At 66.8% G+C, this 16,992-nt stretch carries 16 protein-coding genes; 11 read left to right on the top strand and 5 right to left on the bottom strand.

Annotated features, from left to right (window positions below; all coding sequences use genetic code 11):
* Positions 1-38 precede the first annotated feature (38 nt).
* A complete protein-coding gene (gene smeF, locus AC13GF_RS17075) occupies positions 39-1,439 on the top strand; it encodes a multidrug efflux RND transporter outer membrane subunit SmeF (protein ID WP_483005403.1) in 1,401 nt (466 codons plus the stop codon).
* A gap of 83 nt (positions 1,440-1,522) precedes the next feature.
* Here smeF and AC13GF_RS17070 read toward each other — a convergent pair whose 3' ends face one another.
* The 4 genes from AC13GF_RS17070 to AC13GF_RS17055 all read right to left on the bottom strand — a co-directional run bounded on the left by AC13GF_RS17070 (position 1,523) and on the right by AC13GF_RS17055 (position 3,323).
* Positions 1,523-1,945 (bottom strand): low affinity iron permease family protein, encoded by a 423-nt coding sequence (locus AC13GF_RS17070; protein ID WP_032129005.1) that lies wholly within the window; start codon positions 1,943-1,945, stop codon positions 1,523-1,525.
* A gap of 64 nt (positions 1,946-2,009) precedes the next feature.
* Complete coding sequence (locus AC13GF_RS17065; protein ID WP_014038526.1) at positions 2,010-2,336, bottom strand: hypothetical protein; 327 nt, start codon at positions 2,334-2,336, stop codon at positions 2,010-2,012.
* A gap of 75 nt (positions 2,337-2,411) precedes the next feature.
* Positions 2,412-2,672 carry a hypothetical protein gene (locus AC13GF_RS17060; protein ID WP_483005402.1) on the bottom strand — a complete coding sequence of 87 codons (261 nt, stop codon included), beginning with the start codon at positions 2,670-2,672 and terminating at the stop codon, positions 2,412-2,414.
* Between the two features lie 198 nt (positions 2,673-2,870).
* On the bottom strand, positions 2,871-3,323 hold the full coding sequence (locus AC13GF_RS17055; protein WP_005411083.1) for a nucleoside deaminase: 453 nt from the start codon (positions 3,321-3,323) through the stop codon (positions 2,871-2,873).
* Between the two features lie 80 nt (positions 3,324-3,403).
* Between AC13GF_RS17055 and ubiE the strand changes: the two genes are divergently transcribed.
* The 4 genes from ubiE to AC13GF_RS17035 all read left to right on the top strand — a co-directional run bounded on the left by ubiE (position 3,404) and on the right by AC13GF_RS17035 (position 7,842).
* Positions 3,404-4,165 (top strand): bifunctional demethylmenaquinone methyltransferase/2-methoxy-6-polyprenyl-1,4-benzoquinol methylase UbiE, encoded by a 762-nt coding sequence (gene ubiE, locus AC13GF_RS17050; RefSeq protein WP_483005401.1) that lies wholly within the window; start codon positions 3,404-3,406, stop codon positions 4,163-4,165.
* Positions 4,166-4,436: 271 nt separating this feature from the next.
* Positions 4,437-6,365 (top strand): M1 family metallopeptidase, encoded by a 1,929-nt coding sequence (locus AC13GF_RS17045; protein WP_483005400.1) that lies wholly within the window; start codon positions 4,437-4,439, stop codon positions 6,363-6,365.
* Positions 6,366-6,487: 122 nt separating this feature from the next.
* A complete protein-coding gene (locus AC13GF_RS17040; protein ID WP_019337678.1) occupies positions 6,488-7,219 on the top strand; it encodes a hypothetical protein in 732 nt (243 codons plus the stop codon).
* Positions 7,219-7,842: an HAD family hydrolase gene (locus AC13GF_RS17035; RefSeq protein WP_483005508.1), complete on the top strand. Its 624-nt coding sequence runs from the start codon at positions 7,219-7,221 to the stop codon at positions 7,840-7,842. Before AC13GF_RS17040 ends, AC13GF_RS17035 begins: the two co-directional genes overlap by 1 nt.
* A 249-nt stretch (positions 7,843-8,091) precedes the next feature.
* Here AC13GF_RS17035 and AC13GF_RS17030 read toward each other — a convergent pair whose 3' ends face one another.
* Positions 8,092-9,030 (bottom strand): carbohydrate kinase family protein, encoded by a 939-nt coding sequence (locus tag AC13GF_RS17030; RefSeq protein WP_049421386.1) that lies wholly within the window; start codon positions 9,028-9,030, stop codon positions 8,092-8,094.
* Positions 9,031-9,313: 283 nt separating this feature from the next.
* Here AC13GF_RS17030 and AC13GF_RS17025 point away from each other — a divergent pair, with 283 nt between their 5' ends.
* The 6 genes from AC13GF_RS17025 (at position 9,314) to rodA (AC13GF_RS17000) (ending at position 16,530) form a co-directional block, all read left to right on the top strand.
* Positions 9,314-10,360, top strand: a complete 1,047-nt coding sequence (locus AC13GF_RS17025) for a rod shape-determining protein (protein ID WP_005419402.1) — start codon at positions 9,314-9,316, stop codon at positions 10,358-10,360.
* A 121-nt stretch (positions 10,361-10,481) separates the two neighbouring features.
* Positions 10,482-11,585: a rod shape-determining protein MreC gene (gene mreC, locus AC13GF_RS17020; protein ID WP_483005399.1), complete on the top strand. Its 1,104-nt coding sequence runs from the start codon at positions 10,482-10,484 to the stop codon at positions 11,583-11,585.
* Positions 11,582-12,067: a rod shape-determining protein MreD gene (gene mreD / locus AC13GF_RS17015; RefSeq protein ID WP_049470244.1), complete on the top strand. Its 486-nt coding sequence runs from the start codon at positions 11,582-11,584 to the stop codon at positions 12,065-12,067. The genes mreC and mreD overlap by 4 nt, the downstream gene beginning before the upstream one ends.
* Before the next feature lie 3 nt (positions 12,068-12,070).
* Complete coding sequence (gene mrdA, locus AC13GF_RS17010; RefSeq protein WP_483005398.1) at positions 12,071-14,152, top strand: penicillin-binding protein 2; 2,082 nt, start codon at positions 12,071-12,073, stop codon at positions 14,150-14,152.
* Positions 14,149-15,261 (top strand): rod shape-determining protein RodA, encoded by a 1,113-nt coding sequence (gene rodA / locus AC13GF_RS17005; RefSeq protein WP_010481418.1) that lies wholly within the window; start codon positions 14,149-14,151, stop codon positions 15,259-15,261. Before mrdA ends, rodA (AC13GF_RS17005) begins: the two co-directional genes overlap by 4 nt.
* A 189-nt stretch (positions 15,262-15,450) precedes the next feature.
* On the top strand, positions 15,451-16,530 hold the full coding sequence (gene rodA, locus AC13GF_RS17000) for a rod shape-determining protein RodA (protein ID WP_483005397.1): 1,080 nt from the start codon (positions 15,451-15,453) through the stop codon (positions 16,528-16,530).
* Positions 16,531-16,992 lie beyond the last annotated feature (462 nt).

The following is a 16,992-nucleotide window of genomic DNA, read 5'->3' as shown; positions in this document are numbered from 1 at the left end:
CGCTGGCCGGCATTACCTCCTGCCATCCGGCAGTACCGATGGAAGTCATTCCCATGAAAAGTGCATCCCTGTTCCTTTCCATTGCCGCCGCGCTCGCGCTCGCCGGCTGCTCCACCCTGGTGCCGAAGAACACTGCTGTCGCTCCGGCGATTCCGGCGCAGTGGCCGGCCGAGGCCACGCAGGGCGAAGTGGCCGATGTCGCCGCCGTCGGCTGGCGCGACTTCTTCACCGATGCGCGCCTGCAGCAGGTGATCGACCAGTCGCTGCAGAACAACCGCGACCTGCGCGTGGCCGTACTCAACGTTGAACGCGCGCGCGGCCAGTACCGCGTACAGCGCGCCGACCGCGTGCCCGGCGTGGCCGTCACCGGCCAGATGGATCGCCGTGGCACCGACGCCGGCGTCACCGAGCAGTTCACCGCCGGTGTCGGCGTGGCCGAGTTCGAGCTGGACCTGTTCGGGCGCGTGCGCAATCTCAGCGAAGCGGCGCTGCAGCAGTACTTCGCCGTGGCCGCCAACCGCCGCAACGCGCAGTTGAGCCTGGTGGCCGAGACGGCCACCGCATGGTTGACCTACGGTGCTGATGCGCAGCGGCTGAAGATCGCCGATGCCACGCTGAAGACCTATGAGGATTCGCTGCGCCTGGCCGAGGCCCGCCACGAACGTGGTGGCAGTTCGGCGCTGGAGCTGACCCAGACCCGTACCCTGGTCGAGACCGCACGTACGGACGCTGCACGCCTGCGTGGCCAGCTGGCCCAGGACCGCAATGCGCTGGCGCTGCTGGCCGGTGGCCAGCTGGATCCGGCACTGCTGCCGGACAGCATCGAACCGCAGCTGCTGGCACTGGCACCGCCGCCGGCCGGCCTGCCCAGCGACGTGCTGCTGCAGCGCCCGGACATCATGGCCGCCGAACACCAGCTGCTGGCCGCCAACGCCAACATCGGTGCTGCACGCGCAGCGTTCTTCCCGAGCATCTCGCTGACCGGCAGCATCGGCAGTGGCTCGAGCGAACTGTCCAACCTGTTCGACAGCGGAACGCGGGTGTGGAGTTTCCTGCCAAAGATCACCCTGCCGATCTTCCAGGGCGGCAAGCTGCGCGCCAACCTGGCCATTGCCAACGCCGATCGTGATATCGCACTGGCGCAGTACGAGAAGTCGATCCAGGTGGGGTTCCGCGAAACCGCCGATGCGCTGGCATTGAATGTCAGCCTGGATGAGCAGGTGAGTTCACAGCAGCGCCTGGTGGACGCGGCCGAACAGGCCAACCGCCTGTCGCAGGCACGTTACGACGCAGGCCTGGACAGCTTCGTCACCCTGCTCGATGCGCGGCGTACCGCCTACAACGCGCAACAGACCCAGCTGCAGGCGCAGCTGGCGCAGCAGGCCAACCGCATCACCCTGTACAAGGTGCTGGGCGGCGGCTGGCACGAGCGCAGCTGAAGGACAGCCGGCCAGCGGCCGGCTCTACCTTGATGATCGATGGTAGTGCCGGCCGCTGGCCGGCATTGTCATTTCAGGACCTGCTACACCGCTTCATCGTCGCGCCGCGCTGCATGGCAGGCGCGCACCCGCGCCAGCGCGTCGCCGGCTTCGCGCGCCATCTGCTCGTACTCGCGACGGATCTCTTCCAGCCGCTCCTCGTCCAGTTCTTCCAGATCCAACAGTTCGTTGTTGGCTTCGGCCGTCGCCCGGATCAGCTCGTCCAGCTTGATCTGCATCGCGGCGGTGTCCGCGTTCTGCGTGTGCTGGATCAGGAACACCATCAGGAAGGTGATGATGGTGGTGCCGGTATTGATCACCAGCTGCCAGGTGTCGTTGAAACCGAACACCGGGCCACTGATGCCCCAGATCACCACGATCGCTACCGCGGCCAGGAAGGTCCACGGCGAGCCGGTGGCGGCCGCGGCCTTCTTGGCGATCGTATTGAACAGGTTGCGTGCTTTCATCGTCGTCGTCCCACTCAGGTGACGAGGATGATCGGCAGTGGCTCGTGCAGGGGCCGTGCAGCCGTCAGGCGCGCAGGCGTGGCGCGTCCTGCAGGCGCACCGGGCTGGTCTGGTAGACGTGCTGCCAGCAACGATCAACGAATTCGCGGGCCTGGGCTTCGCTCAGGCGCGGCATGATCTGCAGGGCGTACTGGGTCTGGAACATCTCGTCGCGCTGCGCATTGCTGGCGCGCGGCTGGGTGATCAGCGAATCACAGGCGAACTTGATCCACGGTACGTAGGAGCCGAACGAGTTGTGCGGCAGTGCGCCGTCGGCATGCTGGCGGCGCCAGTGGTCAAGCTCGGCGTCAACGTTGATGACCGGGGGAATGGTGGGGACTTCGGCGTGCATGACAATCCAGTTCGGTTGAGTGGAAAGGGAGTGGGGGTTCATCCGAGTGTGGCCGATGAGGCAGTGGATGCCGCGTCAGCGCGATGTGCAGCTGGCGTTGCGATTGCCTATCAGTTGCGCGTGCTCGACCACGCCGAGTTCTTCGGCCATGTCGGCCATCGCATTGCACAGGCGCTCATGATCGAGCGGGTGGCCGCGTACCAGTTCCAGCTGCATGCTCTGGTAGGCGGTCCAGAACAGCGCGCCACGCTGGTGCAGCGCATACTGCTGCTGCAGGCGCCTGCGGATGGCGTCGAGGATCGGGTCGGGCGTGGGGCGTACGGCGTGCGCGCACATGGCTGGCTCCGCCGGGGAAAGGAGTCCCGGTAACCCCACCCTAGGCGCGGCGGCCGGGTGGGGTGTTACCGCAGCGTGTGCACGTTGCGCAGCTGACTGTGCACGGGTTCACGCCAATGGCCGCAAACGCTGCCGGCACTAGGGCGTGCCGGCACTGAAGCGTTCATTAAGCGGGTTCAACAGGACACTGCGTGGTGATCATTCACCGATGTCTTCGTTCCAGATCTCCGGGTGCTGCGCAATGAAGCCACCCAGCAGGTCCACGCATTCCTGGCTGTCCAGGTCGATCACGTTGACGCCGTTTTCCCGCAACCAGTCGATGCCGCCCTGGAAGGTGCGCGATTCGCCCACCACCACGGTGCCGATGTTGAACTGGCGCACCAGCCCCGAGCAGTACCAGCACGGGGCCAGGGTGGTGACCATGATGGTGTCCTGGTAGCGGCGCTGGCGGCCGGCCTTGCGGAACGCATCGGTTTCGCCGTGCACCGACGGGTCGCCTTCCTGCACGCGGCGGTTATGGCCGCAGCCGAGCAGGCGGCCGTCGTTGTGGTACAGCGCCGCGCCGATCGGCACGCCGCCTTCGGCCAGGCCCTGGCGGGCTTCGGCGATGGCGGTCTGCAGCAGGGCCTGGTAGTCGGGCGTGGTGATCATGCGGGGCTCCGGTAAGTCGTGGCCCGCCATGATACGGGCAGGGGGTGCCGCTGGCCCCCGGCGGTGCGATAATCGGGGCCATGAGCGAATCCCCCTACAAAGCCGGTACCACCCATTTCGGGTTCCGCGACGTCGACGCCAAGGACAAGCAGAAGCTGGTCGGCCAGGTGTTCACCTCGGTCGCGCGCAACTACGACCTGATGAACGACCTGATGAGCCTGGGCGTGCACCGGGCGTGGAAGCGCTACTACGTGGCCACCGCGCAGGTGAAGCCGGGCGACCGCGTGCTTGACCTGGCGGGCGGCACCGGCGACATCGCCGCCCTGCTGAAGGAGCGCGTCGGCGCCGAGGGCTCGGTGGTGCTGGGCGACATCAACGCCGGCATGCTGTCGGTCGGCCGTGACCGCCTGACCAACCGCGGCCTGGTGCTCGGCCTGGACTACGTGCAGTGCAACGCCGAAGCCCTGCCGTTCCCGGACAACAGCTTCGACCTGGTCACCATCGCCTTCGGCCTGCGCAACGTGACCGACAAGGACGCTGGCCTGCGCGAGATGTACCGCGTGCTGAAGGTGGGCGGCCAGGCCCGCGTGCTGGAATTCTCCGAAGTCACCGCGGACTGGTTCAAGCCGATCTACGACTTCCACTCGTTCAAGATCCTGCCCAAGCTGGGCAAGCTGTTCGCCAACGATTCGGACAGCTACCAGTACCTGGCCGAGAGCATCCGCAAGCACCCGCCGCAGGATGAACTGAAGGCGATGATGGGGCAGGCCGGTTTCGAGCGCTGCCACTACAAGAACCTGACCGGCGGCATCGTTTCGATCCACTCCGGCTACAAGCTGTAACTCCTGCTCTGGTGGGGGCCAACCTTGGTTGGCACTGGCCCGCTGCGGTGATCCGCTCTGGTGGGTGCCGACCTTGGTCGGCACGGGCCTGCTGCATGCGTTGATGGATCCGTGCCAACCAAAATTGGCACCTGCCTGTAGATGCCAACCTTGGTTGGCATGCGCCCGGGGCGCAGGATCGGCCTTGCCCGCCATTACCCCGCACCGCGCAACGCCTGCCGGGCCGGAGGGAGGTACCATTGGGGTTTAATCCCTGTAACGGTCCCGATTCATGCGTAATCCGCTGATGCTCCTTCCGCTGGCCGTGGCCCTGGCCGCCGGCTGCTCCCAGGAGGCGGCCGCGCCCGCCGCCGCCCCGACTGCCGAAAAGGCCCCCGCCGCCCCCGTGAACGCCGAGAACCGCAGCCACGACGAAAGCTCGTACGCCGAGCCGGACAAGGTCGTCATCAAGGACATCGCGCTGGATCTGAAGCTGGACTTCGACCAGAAGCAGATCGGCGGCACCGCCACCTACACCCTGGAATGGAAGCAGAAGGACGCCAAGCAGCTGGTGCTCGACACCCGCGAGCTGACTGTGTCCAAGGTCGAGGCCGTCGGTGCCGATGGCGCGCGCAGCGCGCTGAAGTTTGAACTGGCCCCGGTCGACAAGGTGTTCGGCAGCAAGCTGACCATCGAGACCCCGGAACAGCCGGCCAAGGTGGAAGTGACCTACCACACCGCACCGACCGCCTCGGGCCTGCAGTGGCTGGCGCCGTCGATGACCGAAGGCAAGAAGCTGCCCTTCATGTTCAGCCAGTCGCAGGCCATCCATGCCCGTTCCTGGGTGCCGCTGCAGGACACCCCGAGCGTGCGCTTCACCTACAGCGCGCACGTGGTCTCGCGCCCGGACGTGATGGTGCTGATGAGCGCCGACAACGATCCGAAGGCCGCGCGTGACGGTGACTACACCTTCAAGATGCCGCAGCCGATTCCGTCCTACCTGCTGGCCATCGCCGCCGGCGACCTGGTGTTCGAGCCGATCTCCGGCCGCTCCGGCGTCTGGGCCGAGCCGACCATGGTCAACAAGGCCGCCAAGGAATTCGAAGACACCGAGAAGATGATCGGTGCCGCCGAAAAGCTGTACGGCGAATACCGCTGGGGCCGCTACGACATGCTGGTGCTGCCGCCGTCGTTCCCGTTCGGCGGCATGGAAAACCCGCGCCTGACCTTCGCCACCCCGACCGTGATCGTCGGCGACAAGTCGCTGGTCTCGCTGGTCGCTCACGAACTGGCGCACAGCTGGTCGGGCAACCTGGTGACCAACGCCAGCTGGAAGGACATCTGGCTCAATGAAGGCTTCACCACCTACGTCCAGGGCCGCATCACCGAAGCCCTGTACGGCAAGGAAATGGCCGAGATGGAGAAGCAGATCGACCAGACCGACCTGCTGGCCGAAGTGAAGGACATGAGCCCGGCCGACCAGGCGCTGGCGCTGCCGCCGCTGAACGAGCGTGACCCCGATGAAGCCCTCAGCCAGGTCGCCTACGTCAAGGGTTCGTGGTTCCTGGAATTCCTGGAGCAGCGTTTCGGCCGCGAGACCTTCGATCCGTTCCTGCGTGGCTGGTTCGATGATCACGCCTTCCAGAGCGCGAACACCGACCAGTTCGTCGAGTACCTGAAGAAGAACCTGCTGCCGAAGAATCCGTCGGCCGTGACCGAGGCCGAACTGAAGGCATGGCTGGACGAGCCGGGCATCCCGGCGTTCGCAGCCAAGGCGCAGTCGCGCAACTTCAGCAGCGTCGATACCGCGCGCATCGCCTTCGCCAGCGCCGGCACCGTGCCCAGCAGCCAGGTCATCGCCGACTGGAGCACGCAGGAATGGGTGCGCTTCATCGACGGCCTGGGCGCCACCCAGCCGCTGGACAAGCTGGCCACGCTGGACAAGGCCTTCCACTTCACCGGCACCCCGAATGGCGAGATCGCCATGCGCTGGTACCCGCTGGCGATCCGCAGCGGCTACGAGCAGGCCAATGAAGGCGCGGCTGCATTCATCGAGCGCGTCGGCCGTCGCAAGCTGATCATGCCGATCTACGCCGAACTGGTGAAGACCCCGAAGGGGCTGGAGCTGGCCAAGCAGGCCTTCGAAAAGGCCAAGCCGGGCTACCACCCGATCACCACCGCCTCGGTCCAGGACATGCTGGCCAAGGCTGAAGCCAAGTAAGAAAACGCGCCGGGAATCCCCCGGCGCTTTTTTTGTAGAGTCGAGCTTGCTCGACTGGCTCTTCAACAGCAGTCGAGCAAGCTCGACTCTACAGATATGCGAAAACACGAAGGACCTCCGCCATGAAACGACTGATCCTGCTCACTGCCTGCACCTTGGCCCTGGCCGCCTGCAGCAACCCCGAGGAAGAGCGCAAGGCGCAGGAAGCCGCCGCGGCCGCCGTGCAGGCGCAGAAGGAAGCCAAGGCCGAAGACGTGGCCAAGCAGTACGACATGGCCGTGGCCGCGCAGGACTGGGAACGCGCGCGCCTGCATGGCGCCTCGCTGCTGGACCAGTACAAGGACACCGCCGCCGCCGAGCGCATCGCCGCAGGCTTCGACGAGGTCAAGGCCAAGGGCGATGCCGCGCGCGACCTGCGCCGCATGCAGGCGCTATGGCAGTACAACCAGATTCCGGTGGGCAACAAGGGCAACCAGGTTTCGGCGCAGATCTACAGCAAGGAACGGGTGGACGTGGATGGCAGCGGCGCCAAGCCGGTGCAGCTGGTGTTCCGCGATCATCCGGAGTGGAAGCGGCATGCCTACCTGGTGCTGCAGGCCGGCGATTTCCGTTGCCCGCAGTGCACGGTGAAAGTGACCGTGGACGACGGCAAGCCGATTTCCATGGCAGCGTGGCGGCCGAAGACCGATGAAGCGATTGCCCTGTTCATCACCGACCAGAAGGCGCTGTGGAAGCTGGCGCGCAAGGGCAAGTCGATCAGCATCGAGTTCCCGGTCAAGGCCGGCGGCACCCGCACCGCTGTGTTTGAAACCGGTGGCGTCGACGCCAGCCGCATGCCGCAGTGGTGGCAGTGATGGTTGCGGCGGGCAGCGCAGTGCACGCGTTGTCCGCGATCCGGCACTGGGTCTTCGACATGGATGGCACGCTGACCGTCGCTGTGCATGATTTCGCCGCGATCCGCCACGCGCTGGAGATCGCCGCGGAGGAAGACATCCTCGACCATATCGCGGCGCTGCCGGACGCACCGGCGCAGGCCAAGCGCGAATGGCTGCTGGATCACGAGCGTGCGCTGGCCGAGGAGGCGTTGCCGGCACCGGGTGCGGTGAAGCTGCTGCGCGCGCTGTCGGCGGCGGGCTGCCGGCTGGGCATCCTGACCCGCAACGATCATGCGCTGGCGAAGCTGACGCTGGAGGCGATCGGGGTCGGGGCGTTGTTCGACGATGCCGACATCATCGGCCGCGATGAAGCAGTGCCCAAGCCGTCGCCGGATGGCCTGCAGCAGCATCTTCGTCGCTGGGGAATCGGGGCTGCGGAGGCGGTGATGGTCGGTGACCACGCCTACGACCTGGAGTGCGGGCGCGCCGCGGGCGTCCATACCGTGCTGGTCAACCTGCCGGAGAACCCGTGGCCAGGCAGTGCCGACTGGCATTTTGCCGATTGCCGCGCACTGCTGGCGGCCTGGCAGCAGAAGGGGTAGTGCCGGCCGCTGGCCGGCAGTGTCGACCAAGGTCGACACCTACCGGGGCACAGCGTGTCGACCAAGGTCGACACCTACCGGGGCACAGCGTGTCGACCAAGGTCGACACCTACCGGGGCACAGCGTGTCGACCAAGGTCGACACCTACCAACAGCATTCCCAGCAGTGCATCGGGTGGAGAGCCCCCTTGTTGTTCAAGAGGGCGCGCCGAAGGCGCGGGGATAAGGTGGGATGCGCGGGCAGTTCGGTTTACGCGCCCAGCGCGTAACCGAACTGCTGCTTGAACTGCTCGTTGAACTCATCGAAGGTGAAACGCTGGTTCTGCGTGCCCGGGTGCTCGACCTTCAGCGCGCCCATCAGGTTGCCCATGCGGCCGATGGTCAGCCAGTCGTAGCCCTTCTGGATGCCGTAGATCAGGCCGGCGCGGAAAGCGTCGCCACAGCCGGTCGGGTCGACCACGCGGCGCTCGTGCGCCGGCGGGATGTCGTAGCTCTTTTCCGGGGTGTGGATGACCGCGCCCTTCGGGCCGCGGGTGGTGATGTAGGCCTTGACCCGGCTGACGATCTCTTTCTCGTCCCAGCCGGTGCGTTCCTGCAGCAGGTTCGACTCGTAGTCGTTGACCACCACGTAGTCGGCCTGCTCGATGAACTCGCGCAGTTCCGGGCCGTTGAACAGCGGCATGGCCTGGCCCGGGTCGAAGATGAACGGGATGCCGTCTTCGTGGAACTCCTGCGCATTCTGGATCATGCCTTCGCGGCCGTCCGGGCCGACCAGGCCCAGGGTCACGCCCGGTACGCCACGCACGTGGTTTTCGTAGGAGCGCATCATCGCGCCCGGGTGGAAGGCGGTGATCTGGTTGTTGTCGTGGTCGGTGGTGATGAACGCCTGCGGAGTGAACAGCTCATCGATCACGCGCACGCGCGACAGGTCGATGCCCAGCCCGTCGAAGTACTCGCGGTACGGACCGAAGTCCGAACCCACGGTGCCCATCGGGATCGGCTGGCCGCCCAGCAGGTGCAGGTTGTAGGCGATGTTGCCGGCGCAGCCGCCGAACTCGCGGCGCATGCGCGGGACCAGGAAGGACACGTTCAGGATGTGCACCTTGTCCGGCAGGATGTGATTCTTGAACTGGTCCGGGAACACCATGATGGTGTCGAAGGCAAGAGAACCACAGATCAGAGCGGACATCGATGTAAGCCTATGCGGTGAATTTTGGGGTGGGCCGGCCCGGTTCGGCGGGCAAGCAAACGGCGCCCTTGGGCGCCCGACGGCGCAAAGGTTACCCGCTGGTGCCGCTCAGGGCCAGAACCGGGTGAGACCCGATCAGGCCGAAAGCCTGTGAAGACGCGGGTTCAGCTAGTTTTTTCCTTGCTCGGCGGCAGGCGGGTTGCTAGGCTTGTCGGCCTCGATTTCTGCCCATTTTTTCGCCATCCCGCGGCGGGCACGACACCCCTCAGGACTCCTTCCTCAGATGTTCAAGAAACTCCGTGGCATGTTCTCCAACGACCTGTCCATCGACCTGGGCACGGCCAACACCCTCATCTACGTGCGCGGGCAGGGGATCGTGCTGAACGAGCCATCGGTCGTGGCCGTGCGTCAGGACCGTGCCATCGGTGGCACCCGCTCGGTGGCAGCCGTAGGCGCCGAAGCCAAGCAGATGCTTGGCCGTACCCCGGGCCACATCACCACCATCCGCCCGATGAAGGACGGCGTCATCGCCGACTTCACCTACACCGAGGCGATGCTCAAGCACTTCATCAAGAAGGTGCACAAGTCGCGCGTGCTGCGCCCGAGCCCGCGCGTGCTGGTCTGCGTGCCTGCCGGTTCGACCCAGGTCGAGCGCCGCGCGATCAAGGAATCGGCCGAGGAAGCCGGTGCCCGTGACGTGTTCCTGATCGAAGAGCCGATGGCGGCCGCGATCGGTGCCGGCATGCCGGTTACCGAAGCGCGTGGCTCGATGGTCATCGACATCGGCGGCGGCACCACCGAAGTGGCAGTGATCTCGCTCAACGGCATCGTCTATTCGGCGTCGGTCCGCATCGGTGGCGACCGCTTCGACGAGTCGATCACCAACTACGTGCGCCGCAACCACGGCATGCTGATCGGTGAAGCCACCGCCGAGCGCATCAAGGTCGAGCTGGGCTGCGCCTACCCGCAGGCGGAAGTGATCGAGATGGAAATCTCCGGCCGCAACCTCGCCGAGGGTGTGCCGAAGATGATCAAGATCAGCTCCAATGAGGTGCTTGAAGCCCTGCACGAGCCGCTGTCGGGCATCGTCAGCGCGGTCAAGCTGGCGCTGGAGCAGACCCCGCCGGAACTGTGCGCCGACGTCGCCGAGCGCGGCATCGTGCTCACCGGTGGTGGCGCCCTGCTGCGTGACCTGGACCGCCTGATTTCCGAGGAGACCGGCCTGCACGTGCAGGTGGCGGACGATCCGCTGACCTGCGTGGCCCGCGGCGGTGGCCGTGCGCTGGAACTGGTCGACATGCACGGCAACGAGTTCTTTGCGCCGGAATAAGCCGTCCCGGCTGCCTGCGCCCGCAGCGCCCCTCCGGGGTGCGGCCCACTACGAGGGTGGGCCGGCACCGGCGGGGCGCCCGCGTGTTTCCCTTCCGCCTTCTGCCAGTTGAATCGTTGCCGTGCCGCCCTACGCCGGACCTCCCGTTGCTTCCCGATCCGGTGATGCCGCCAGCCCGCTGCGTCTGCTGGCTTATCTCGCACTGGCCATCACCCTGATCGTGCTTGACGACCAGGCCGGCTGGCTCGCGCAGCTGCGCGGGCAGGCCAACAGCCTGGTGCAGCCGGTATGGGCACTGGCGGGCCTGCCGGGCAAGCTCGGCAACCAGGTCAAGGACTCGGCGGCCAGCCACGGCCAGCTGGTCAACGAGAACCGTGAACTGCGCAACCAGCTGTTGCTGGCCAACGCGCGCCTGACCCGCCTGCAGACCGCCGCGCTGGACAACGCCCAGCTGCGCGAACTGCTGAACGTGGCCGAGCGCAGTGGCCTGGACGTGCAGCTGGCGCCGATCCTGGACATCGACCTGGACCCGGTGAAGCAGCGCCTGGTGCTCGACGCCGGCAGCCGCGAAGGCGTGCACGTCGGCCAGGCGGTGATCGATGCTGGCGGCCTGATGGGCCAGGTGATCAGCGTCACCGGCGGTTCCTCCACCGTGCTGCTGCTGACCGACCCCGACCATGCCGTGCCGGTGACTGTGGCCCGCAACGGCGTGCGCCTGATCGTCTACGGGCGCGGCGATAAGCTGGAACTGCGCGACATCCCGCTCAGCGCCGGCGTGGAAGTGGGCGATGAGATCGTCACCTCCGGCCTCGGTGGCCGCTTCCCGGCCGGCTTCCCGGTCGGCACCATCACCGGTCTGCGCCCGGACGATACCCATGCCTTCCTGGTCGGCGAACTGAAGCCGGCGGCCCAGCTCGACCGCGGTCGTGATGTGCTGCTGCTGCGCCCGGGTGCAGCAATTCGCTTGCCTGCGGCCAGCGAATTGCTTCAGCCAAGTTTGCCTTCGGCAAACCAGGCTGCCGGGGGGGCATCCCACCTTACCCCCGCGCCTTCGGCGCGCCCCCCTCAGCCGACTGCACCTTCGGCGCAACCGGCCCGCGCATCCTTCCTTACCCCCGCGCCTTCGGCGCGCCCCCCTCAACAAGAGGGGGGCTCTCCCCCAGCTGGATCCACGGTAGTGCCGGCCGCTGGCCGGCAACCGACCACGCCGGAGGCCCAACGATGAGCCGCCTGCGCGACAACCCGTGGGTGCTGCCGGCCAGCCTGGTGGTGGCGCTGCTGCTGGGCCTGCTGCCGCTGCCGGCGCTGCTGCAGCCGCTGCGCCCGTACTGGCTGGCGCTGGTGCTGGCCTATTGGGTGATCGAAGCCCCCGAGCGCGTCGGTCTGGGCATCGCCTTCGCCAGCGGCGTGGTGGCCGACCTGCTGTACGGCGGCGTGCTCGGCGAACAGGCACTGCGGCTGGTGATGCTGGCCTTCATCCTGCAACGCTTCCGCGCCCGCATCCGCTTCTTCCCGATGTCGCAGCAGATGCTGGCCATCGGCGGCCTGCTGTTCAACGACCGCATTGTCAGCGCGCTGGTGCACATCCTGGTGGGTGAACCCACCCTGCCGTGGTCGTACTGGTGGGCACCGCTGCTGGGCATGGGCCTGTGGCCGCTGGTGTTCGTGCTGCTGGACGCGGTGCGCTTCGGCAAGCGCGGGCGCTGAGCCATGATCCCGCGCCGCCAGGTCAAGAATCCGCACGCCGAAGCCGAACAGTTCCGCCGCCGCGCGGCGCTGGGTTTCCTGGGCGTGCTGGTCTGCCTGCTGGGCCTGGGCGGCTGGTACTTCAAGCTGCAGGTGCTGGACCACGACGTCTACGCCACGCGTTCGGAAGCCAACCGTATCAAGCCGCGGCCGGTGGTGCCCGGGCGCGGCATGATCTACGACCGCAACGGTCGCCTGCTGGCCGAGAACGTGCCAGCCTTCCGCCTGGATGTGACCCCGGACAAGGTCAAGGACATGGACGCCACCCTGGAAGGGCTGGCGAAGATCATCAGCATCAGCCCGGAAGAGCTGGAAGCGTTCAACAAGTCGCGCAAGGCGCGCCGCAAGTTCCTGCCGGTCACGCTGAAGCTGCGCATGAGCGACGAGGAGATGGCACGCTTCGCCGTCGATCGCTGGCGTTTCCCCGGTGTCGAGCTGGAACCCTACCTGACCCGTCGCTACCCGTATGGCGATCTGTTCGCGCACATCATCGGCTACGTCGGCCGCGTCGATGACAAGGATCTGGAAATCCTGGGCGAGGGCAATGCCGCGCTGACCCACATCGGCAAGTCCGGCCTGGAGCGCTATTACGAGCAGCAGCTGCGCGGCAAGGTCGGCTACGAGCAGGTCGAGACCAACGTGCAGGGCCGTGCGATCCGCACCATCGGCCGCGTTGCCGCGCAGTCCGGCGCCGATCTGCGGCTGTCGATCGACGCCGACCTGCAGCGCGCCATGGTGGCCGCTTTCGGTGACCAGGAAGGTTCGGCGGTGGCGATGGACCCGCGCACCGGCGAAGTGCTGGCGATGGTCAGCCTGCCGTCCTACGACCCCAACCTGTTCGTCAACGGCATTTCCCATGCCGACTTCAAGGCACTGAACGACAACCCGTCGCGGCCACAGTTCAACCGCCTGGTACTCGGTGGCGTCGCGCCCGGTTCCACCCTGAAGCCGCTGATCGGCCTGGCCGGCCTGGATTCCGGCGTGCGCCGCCCGGAAGACAAGGTGTTGTCCACCGGCATGTTCTACCTGCCCGGCACCTCGCGTGGCTGGGGTGACTCGCACCGCGGCGGCCATGGCTGGACCGACCTGCGCAAATCCATCGCGCAGTCGGTCAACACCTACTACTACAAGCTGGCGCTGGACCTGGGCATCGAGCGCTTCGACCATTACATGGAGTACTACGGCTTCGGCCAGCCGACCGGTATCGACCTGACCGGCGAGATCGGCGGCATCCTGCCGTCGCCGGCCTACAAGCGGAAGAGCCGCAAGGAAGCCTGGTACCCGGGCGATACAGTCAACATCAGCATCGGCCAGGGTGACTGGAAGGTCACCCCGCTGCAGCTGGCACGGGGTGTCAGTGGGCTGGCCAACGGGCAGCTGCGCACGCCCCATCTGGTCATCCAGCAGCGTGCCGGGTTCGACCATGACTGGATGGCGACCGACCCGGGCGAGAGCAAACCGGTCAGTCCGAACCCGAACAACCTGCAGGCGGTGCGCGAAGGCATGATGGCCACCATGCTGCCTGGCGGCAGCGCGGCACGCATGGCGGCTGGCGCGCCGTACACGATGGCCGGCAAGACCGGTACCGCGCAGGTCATCAGCCGCAAGGGCACCGCCGCGGTGAATCCGAAGAGCCTGCCGATGCACCTGCGCCATCGCGCGCTGTTCGTCGGTTTCGCGCCGGTTGAACAGCCGGTGATCGCGCTGGCGATCGCGGTGGAGGGCGGCGGCTACGGCGGTGCGGCGGCCGCGCCGATCGCACGCAAGGTGTTCGACGCCTATCTGCTGGGCAAGATGCCTGAAGGCATGCAGCCGCTGGACAGCGAACGCGGTACCACCGCGATCGGCGCGACCGCATTCGACAACGAAGATGTGGGCGCACGCCAGGCCGGTGATCTTGCTGCAGCACAGTTGGGCGAACACCCGGTGCTGGTCGGCGTGCCCGCGCCGGAACCGGCACCCGCACCCGCACCACAGCCGGGGACGCCGGCTGCGGCCGCGTTGCCGGCCACGCCGCGTCCGACCACCGCGGAGCCCGCACGATGAGAGTGTTCCTGCGTTGGGCCGGCGACATGCTGCGCCGCTTCTTCAGCACGCTGGACTGGGTGCTGTGCCTGGCCCTGGGCGCGCTGATGGTGATCGGCCTGGCCACGCTGAAGAGTGCCGGTGGCGACGGCCTGGTGATGGCCCAGGGCGCGCGCTTCGCAGTGGGCATGGCCGCGTTGTGGGGCATCTCGCGGGTACCGATCCTGCGCATCCGCTCGGCCACGCCGATGATCTACGCGATCTCGATGATCCCGTTGCTGGCGGTGTTCGTGCTGGGCACCGGCAAATACGGCCGGCAGTGGCTGGACCTGAAATTCTTCTACCTGCAGCCGGCCGAACTGCTGAAGGTCAGCCTGCCGATGATGGTGGCCTGGTACCTGCACAAGATGCCGCTGCCGCCGCGCTTCAACACCGTGCTCGTGGCGCTGGTCATCATCGGCGTGCCAACCGGCCTGGTGATGCTGCAGCCGGACTTCGGTACCGGTGTGCTGATCGCCGCCAGTGGTGTGTTCGTGCTGTTGCTGGCGGGCCTGCCGTGGTGGTGGGTCGGGCTGGGCGTGGGCGGCGTGGCCGCGGTCGCGCCGGTGGCCTGGTTCTGGCTGCTGCGGCCGTACCAGAAGGACCGCATCATGATGTTCCTGGACCCCGAGATGGATGCGCTGGGGGCCGGCTGGAACATCATCCAGTCGAAGATCGCGATCGGTTCCGGCGGCTTCGATGGCAAGGGCTGGGGCGAGGGCTCGCAGTCGCACCTGAACTTCATTCCCGAACAGACCACCGACTTCGCGTTCTCGGTGCTGAGCGAGGAATTCGGCTGGATCGGCGTAGCGACCGTTCTGGCGCTGTATCTGGTGGTGATCGGGCGCTGCCTGTGGATCGCCAGCCAGTCGCGGGATTCCTATTCGCGCCTGCTGGCCGGCGCTACCGGCCTGGCGTTCTTCGTCTATGTGCTGGTGAACGGCGGGATGATTTCCGGCCTGCTGCCGGTGGTGGGCGTGCCGATGCCGCTGATCAGCTACGGCGGTACCTCGGCGGTGTCACTGCTGGCCGGCTTCGGATTGGTGATGGCCGTGCGTAGCCACAACCCCGTACACGGCGGCTACGGCTGAGCCCGGAATCGGGGTCGGATCCCTTTTCCATGGGAAAAGGGCTCTGACCCCATCTGGCGGCCCGCAGCCGGGCATGGCCCGGCGCTACCTCAGGCGGTCGAGCATGGCTCGACGCTGCAAACGCAGAAGCACCCTGACAGCTTCACGCAAGCGCCCGTTGCTACCGTGGCGCACGTGGAATGGAAACGAATGCTTGGCGGCTGCCGTGAGGCGGTGCGCACGATCGACCTGCCGTTGCTGGTCGCGTTGTTGTTCCTGATGGGCGTGGGCCTGGCGGTGCTGCACAGCGTGTCCGGCCCGGTAGCCGGGCAGGCGGCGCGCTTTGCCGGTGGCCTGGTGGCGATGTGGCTGCTGTCGCGTGTATCGCTGCTGCGCCTGCGCGCGTGGACACCGGCGTTGTATGCGTTGTCGATGCTGCCGCTGATGGCGGTGTATGTGATCGGTACCGGCAAGTACGGGCAGCGCTGGCTCAATCTGGGCATCTTCTACCTGCAGCCATCGGAGCTGCTCAAGCTCAGCCTGCCGTTGATGATGGCCTGGTACCTGCACCGGCAGCCGTTGCCGCCCTCACCACGTACGGTGCTGACGGCCGCAGTGCTGATCGGCGTTCCCGCCGTGCTGATCCTGATGCAGCCGAACCTCGGCACCGCCACCTTGGTCACTGCCAGTGGCGTGTTCGCGTTGTTGCTGGCAGGCCTGCACTGGGGCTGGGTGGCGACCGGCGCAACAGGATTGGCAGTGGCCGCACCACTGGCGTGGTTCGGTCTGTTGCGTCAGTACCAGAAGGATCGCGTGCTGACCTTCCTCGACCCGGCGGCAGACCCGCTCGGCACCGGCTGGAACATCCTGCAGTCACGCATCGCGATCGGTTCCGGTGGCTGGCAGGGGCGTGGCTGGGGGCAGGGCACCCAGGCCACGCTGGATTTCCTGCCCGAGTACACGACCGACTTTGCGTTTTCGGTGCTGGCCGAGGAATTCGGCTGGATCGGTGTGGCGACGCTGTTCGCGCTGTACCTGTTCGTGGTCGGACGCTGCCTGTGGATCGCAGTGCATGCGCGCGACACGCATGCACGATTGCTGGCCGGCAGCCTGGGGCTGGCGTTCTTCGTCTACGTATTGGTGAACGGTGGAATGATTTCCGGCCTGTTGCCGGTGGTGGGCATCCCGATGCCGTTGATCAGTTATGGCGGGACATCGGCGGTCTCGCTGTTGGCCGGCATCGGACTGGTGATGGCGGTGCGTGGGCACCGGCCCGTGCACGGGGGATAGGGTTTCCAGCCAACGGCGCAGCCCCTCGTGGATGGTGTCTGGGTGGTCGCGGAAAGCAGAAGCCGCGGGTGGGCCGGTCGGGTTGGGTACGCGGGGGACGCCGTGAATCCGTCCCTGGAGGCTTGGCAGCCGCTTGCTCGTGTGCGCTGTCCTGCGCACACGGCAAGACCGGGGTTGGGCGTCCTGCCCAACCCGCCCGAGGCATGCCTCTGGCCCATGCGGCTGACACCCCCCGCGAACCCAACCCGACCGACCTCTGACAGATTTTGGCGGTCTGCCACCCACGGAGAAGAAAAGAGAAGATCAAAAGCGGGTCGCGGCGCTGCACTTGCTCGTGAGCCGAGCATGGCTATGCCGGTCGTCCTGACCGGCACCCTTCGGGCCGTCGCCATGGTCGACGTTGGCAGCTGCTCCTGCCGCTGCCTTCGGCTCCACACAAGGCAATGAAGCGACCCGCCAAGC

The organism is Stenotrophomonas sp. 22LJNL06-5-1 (assembly GCF_056861455.1).
Note: the sequence above shows the minus strand (reverse complement) of the source record. Positions and strands in the feature narration are given on the sequence as shown.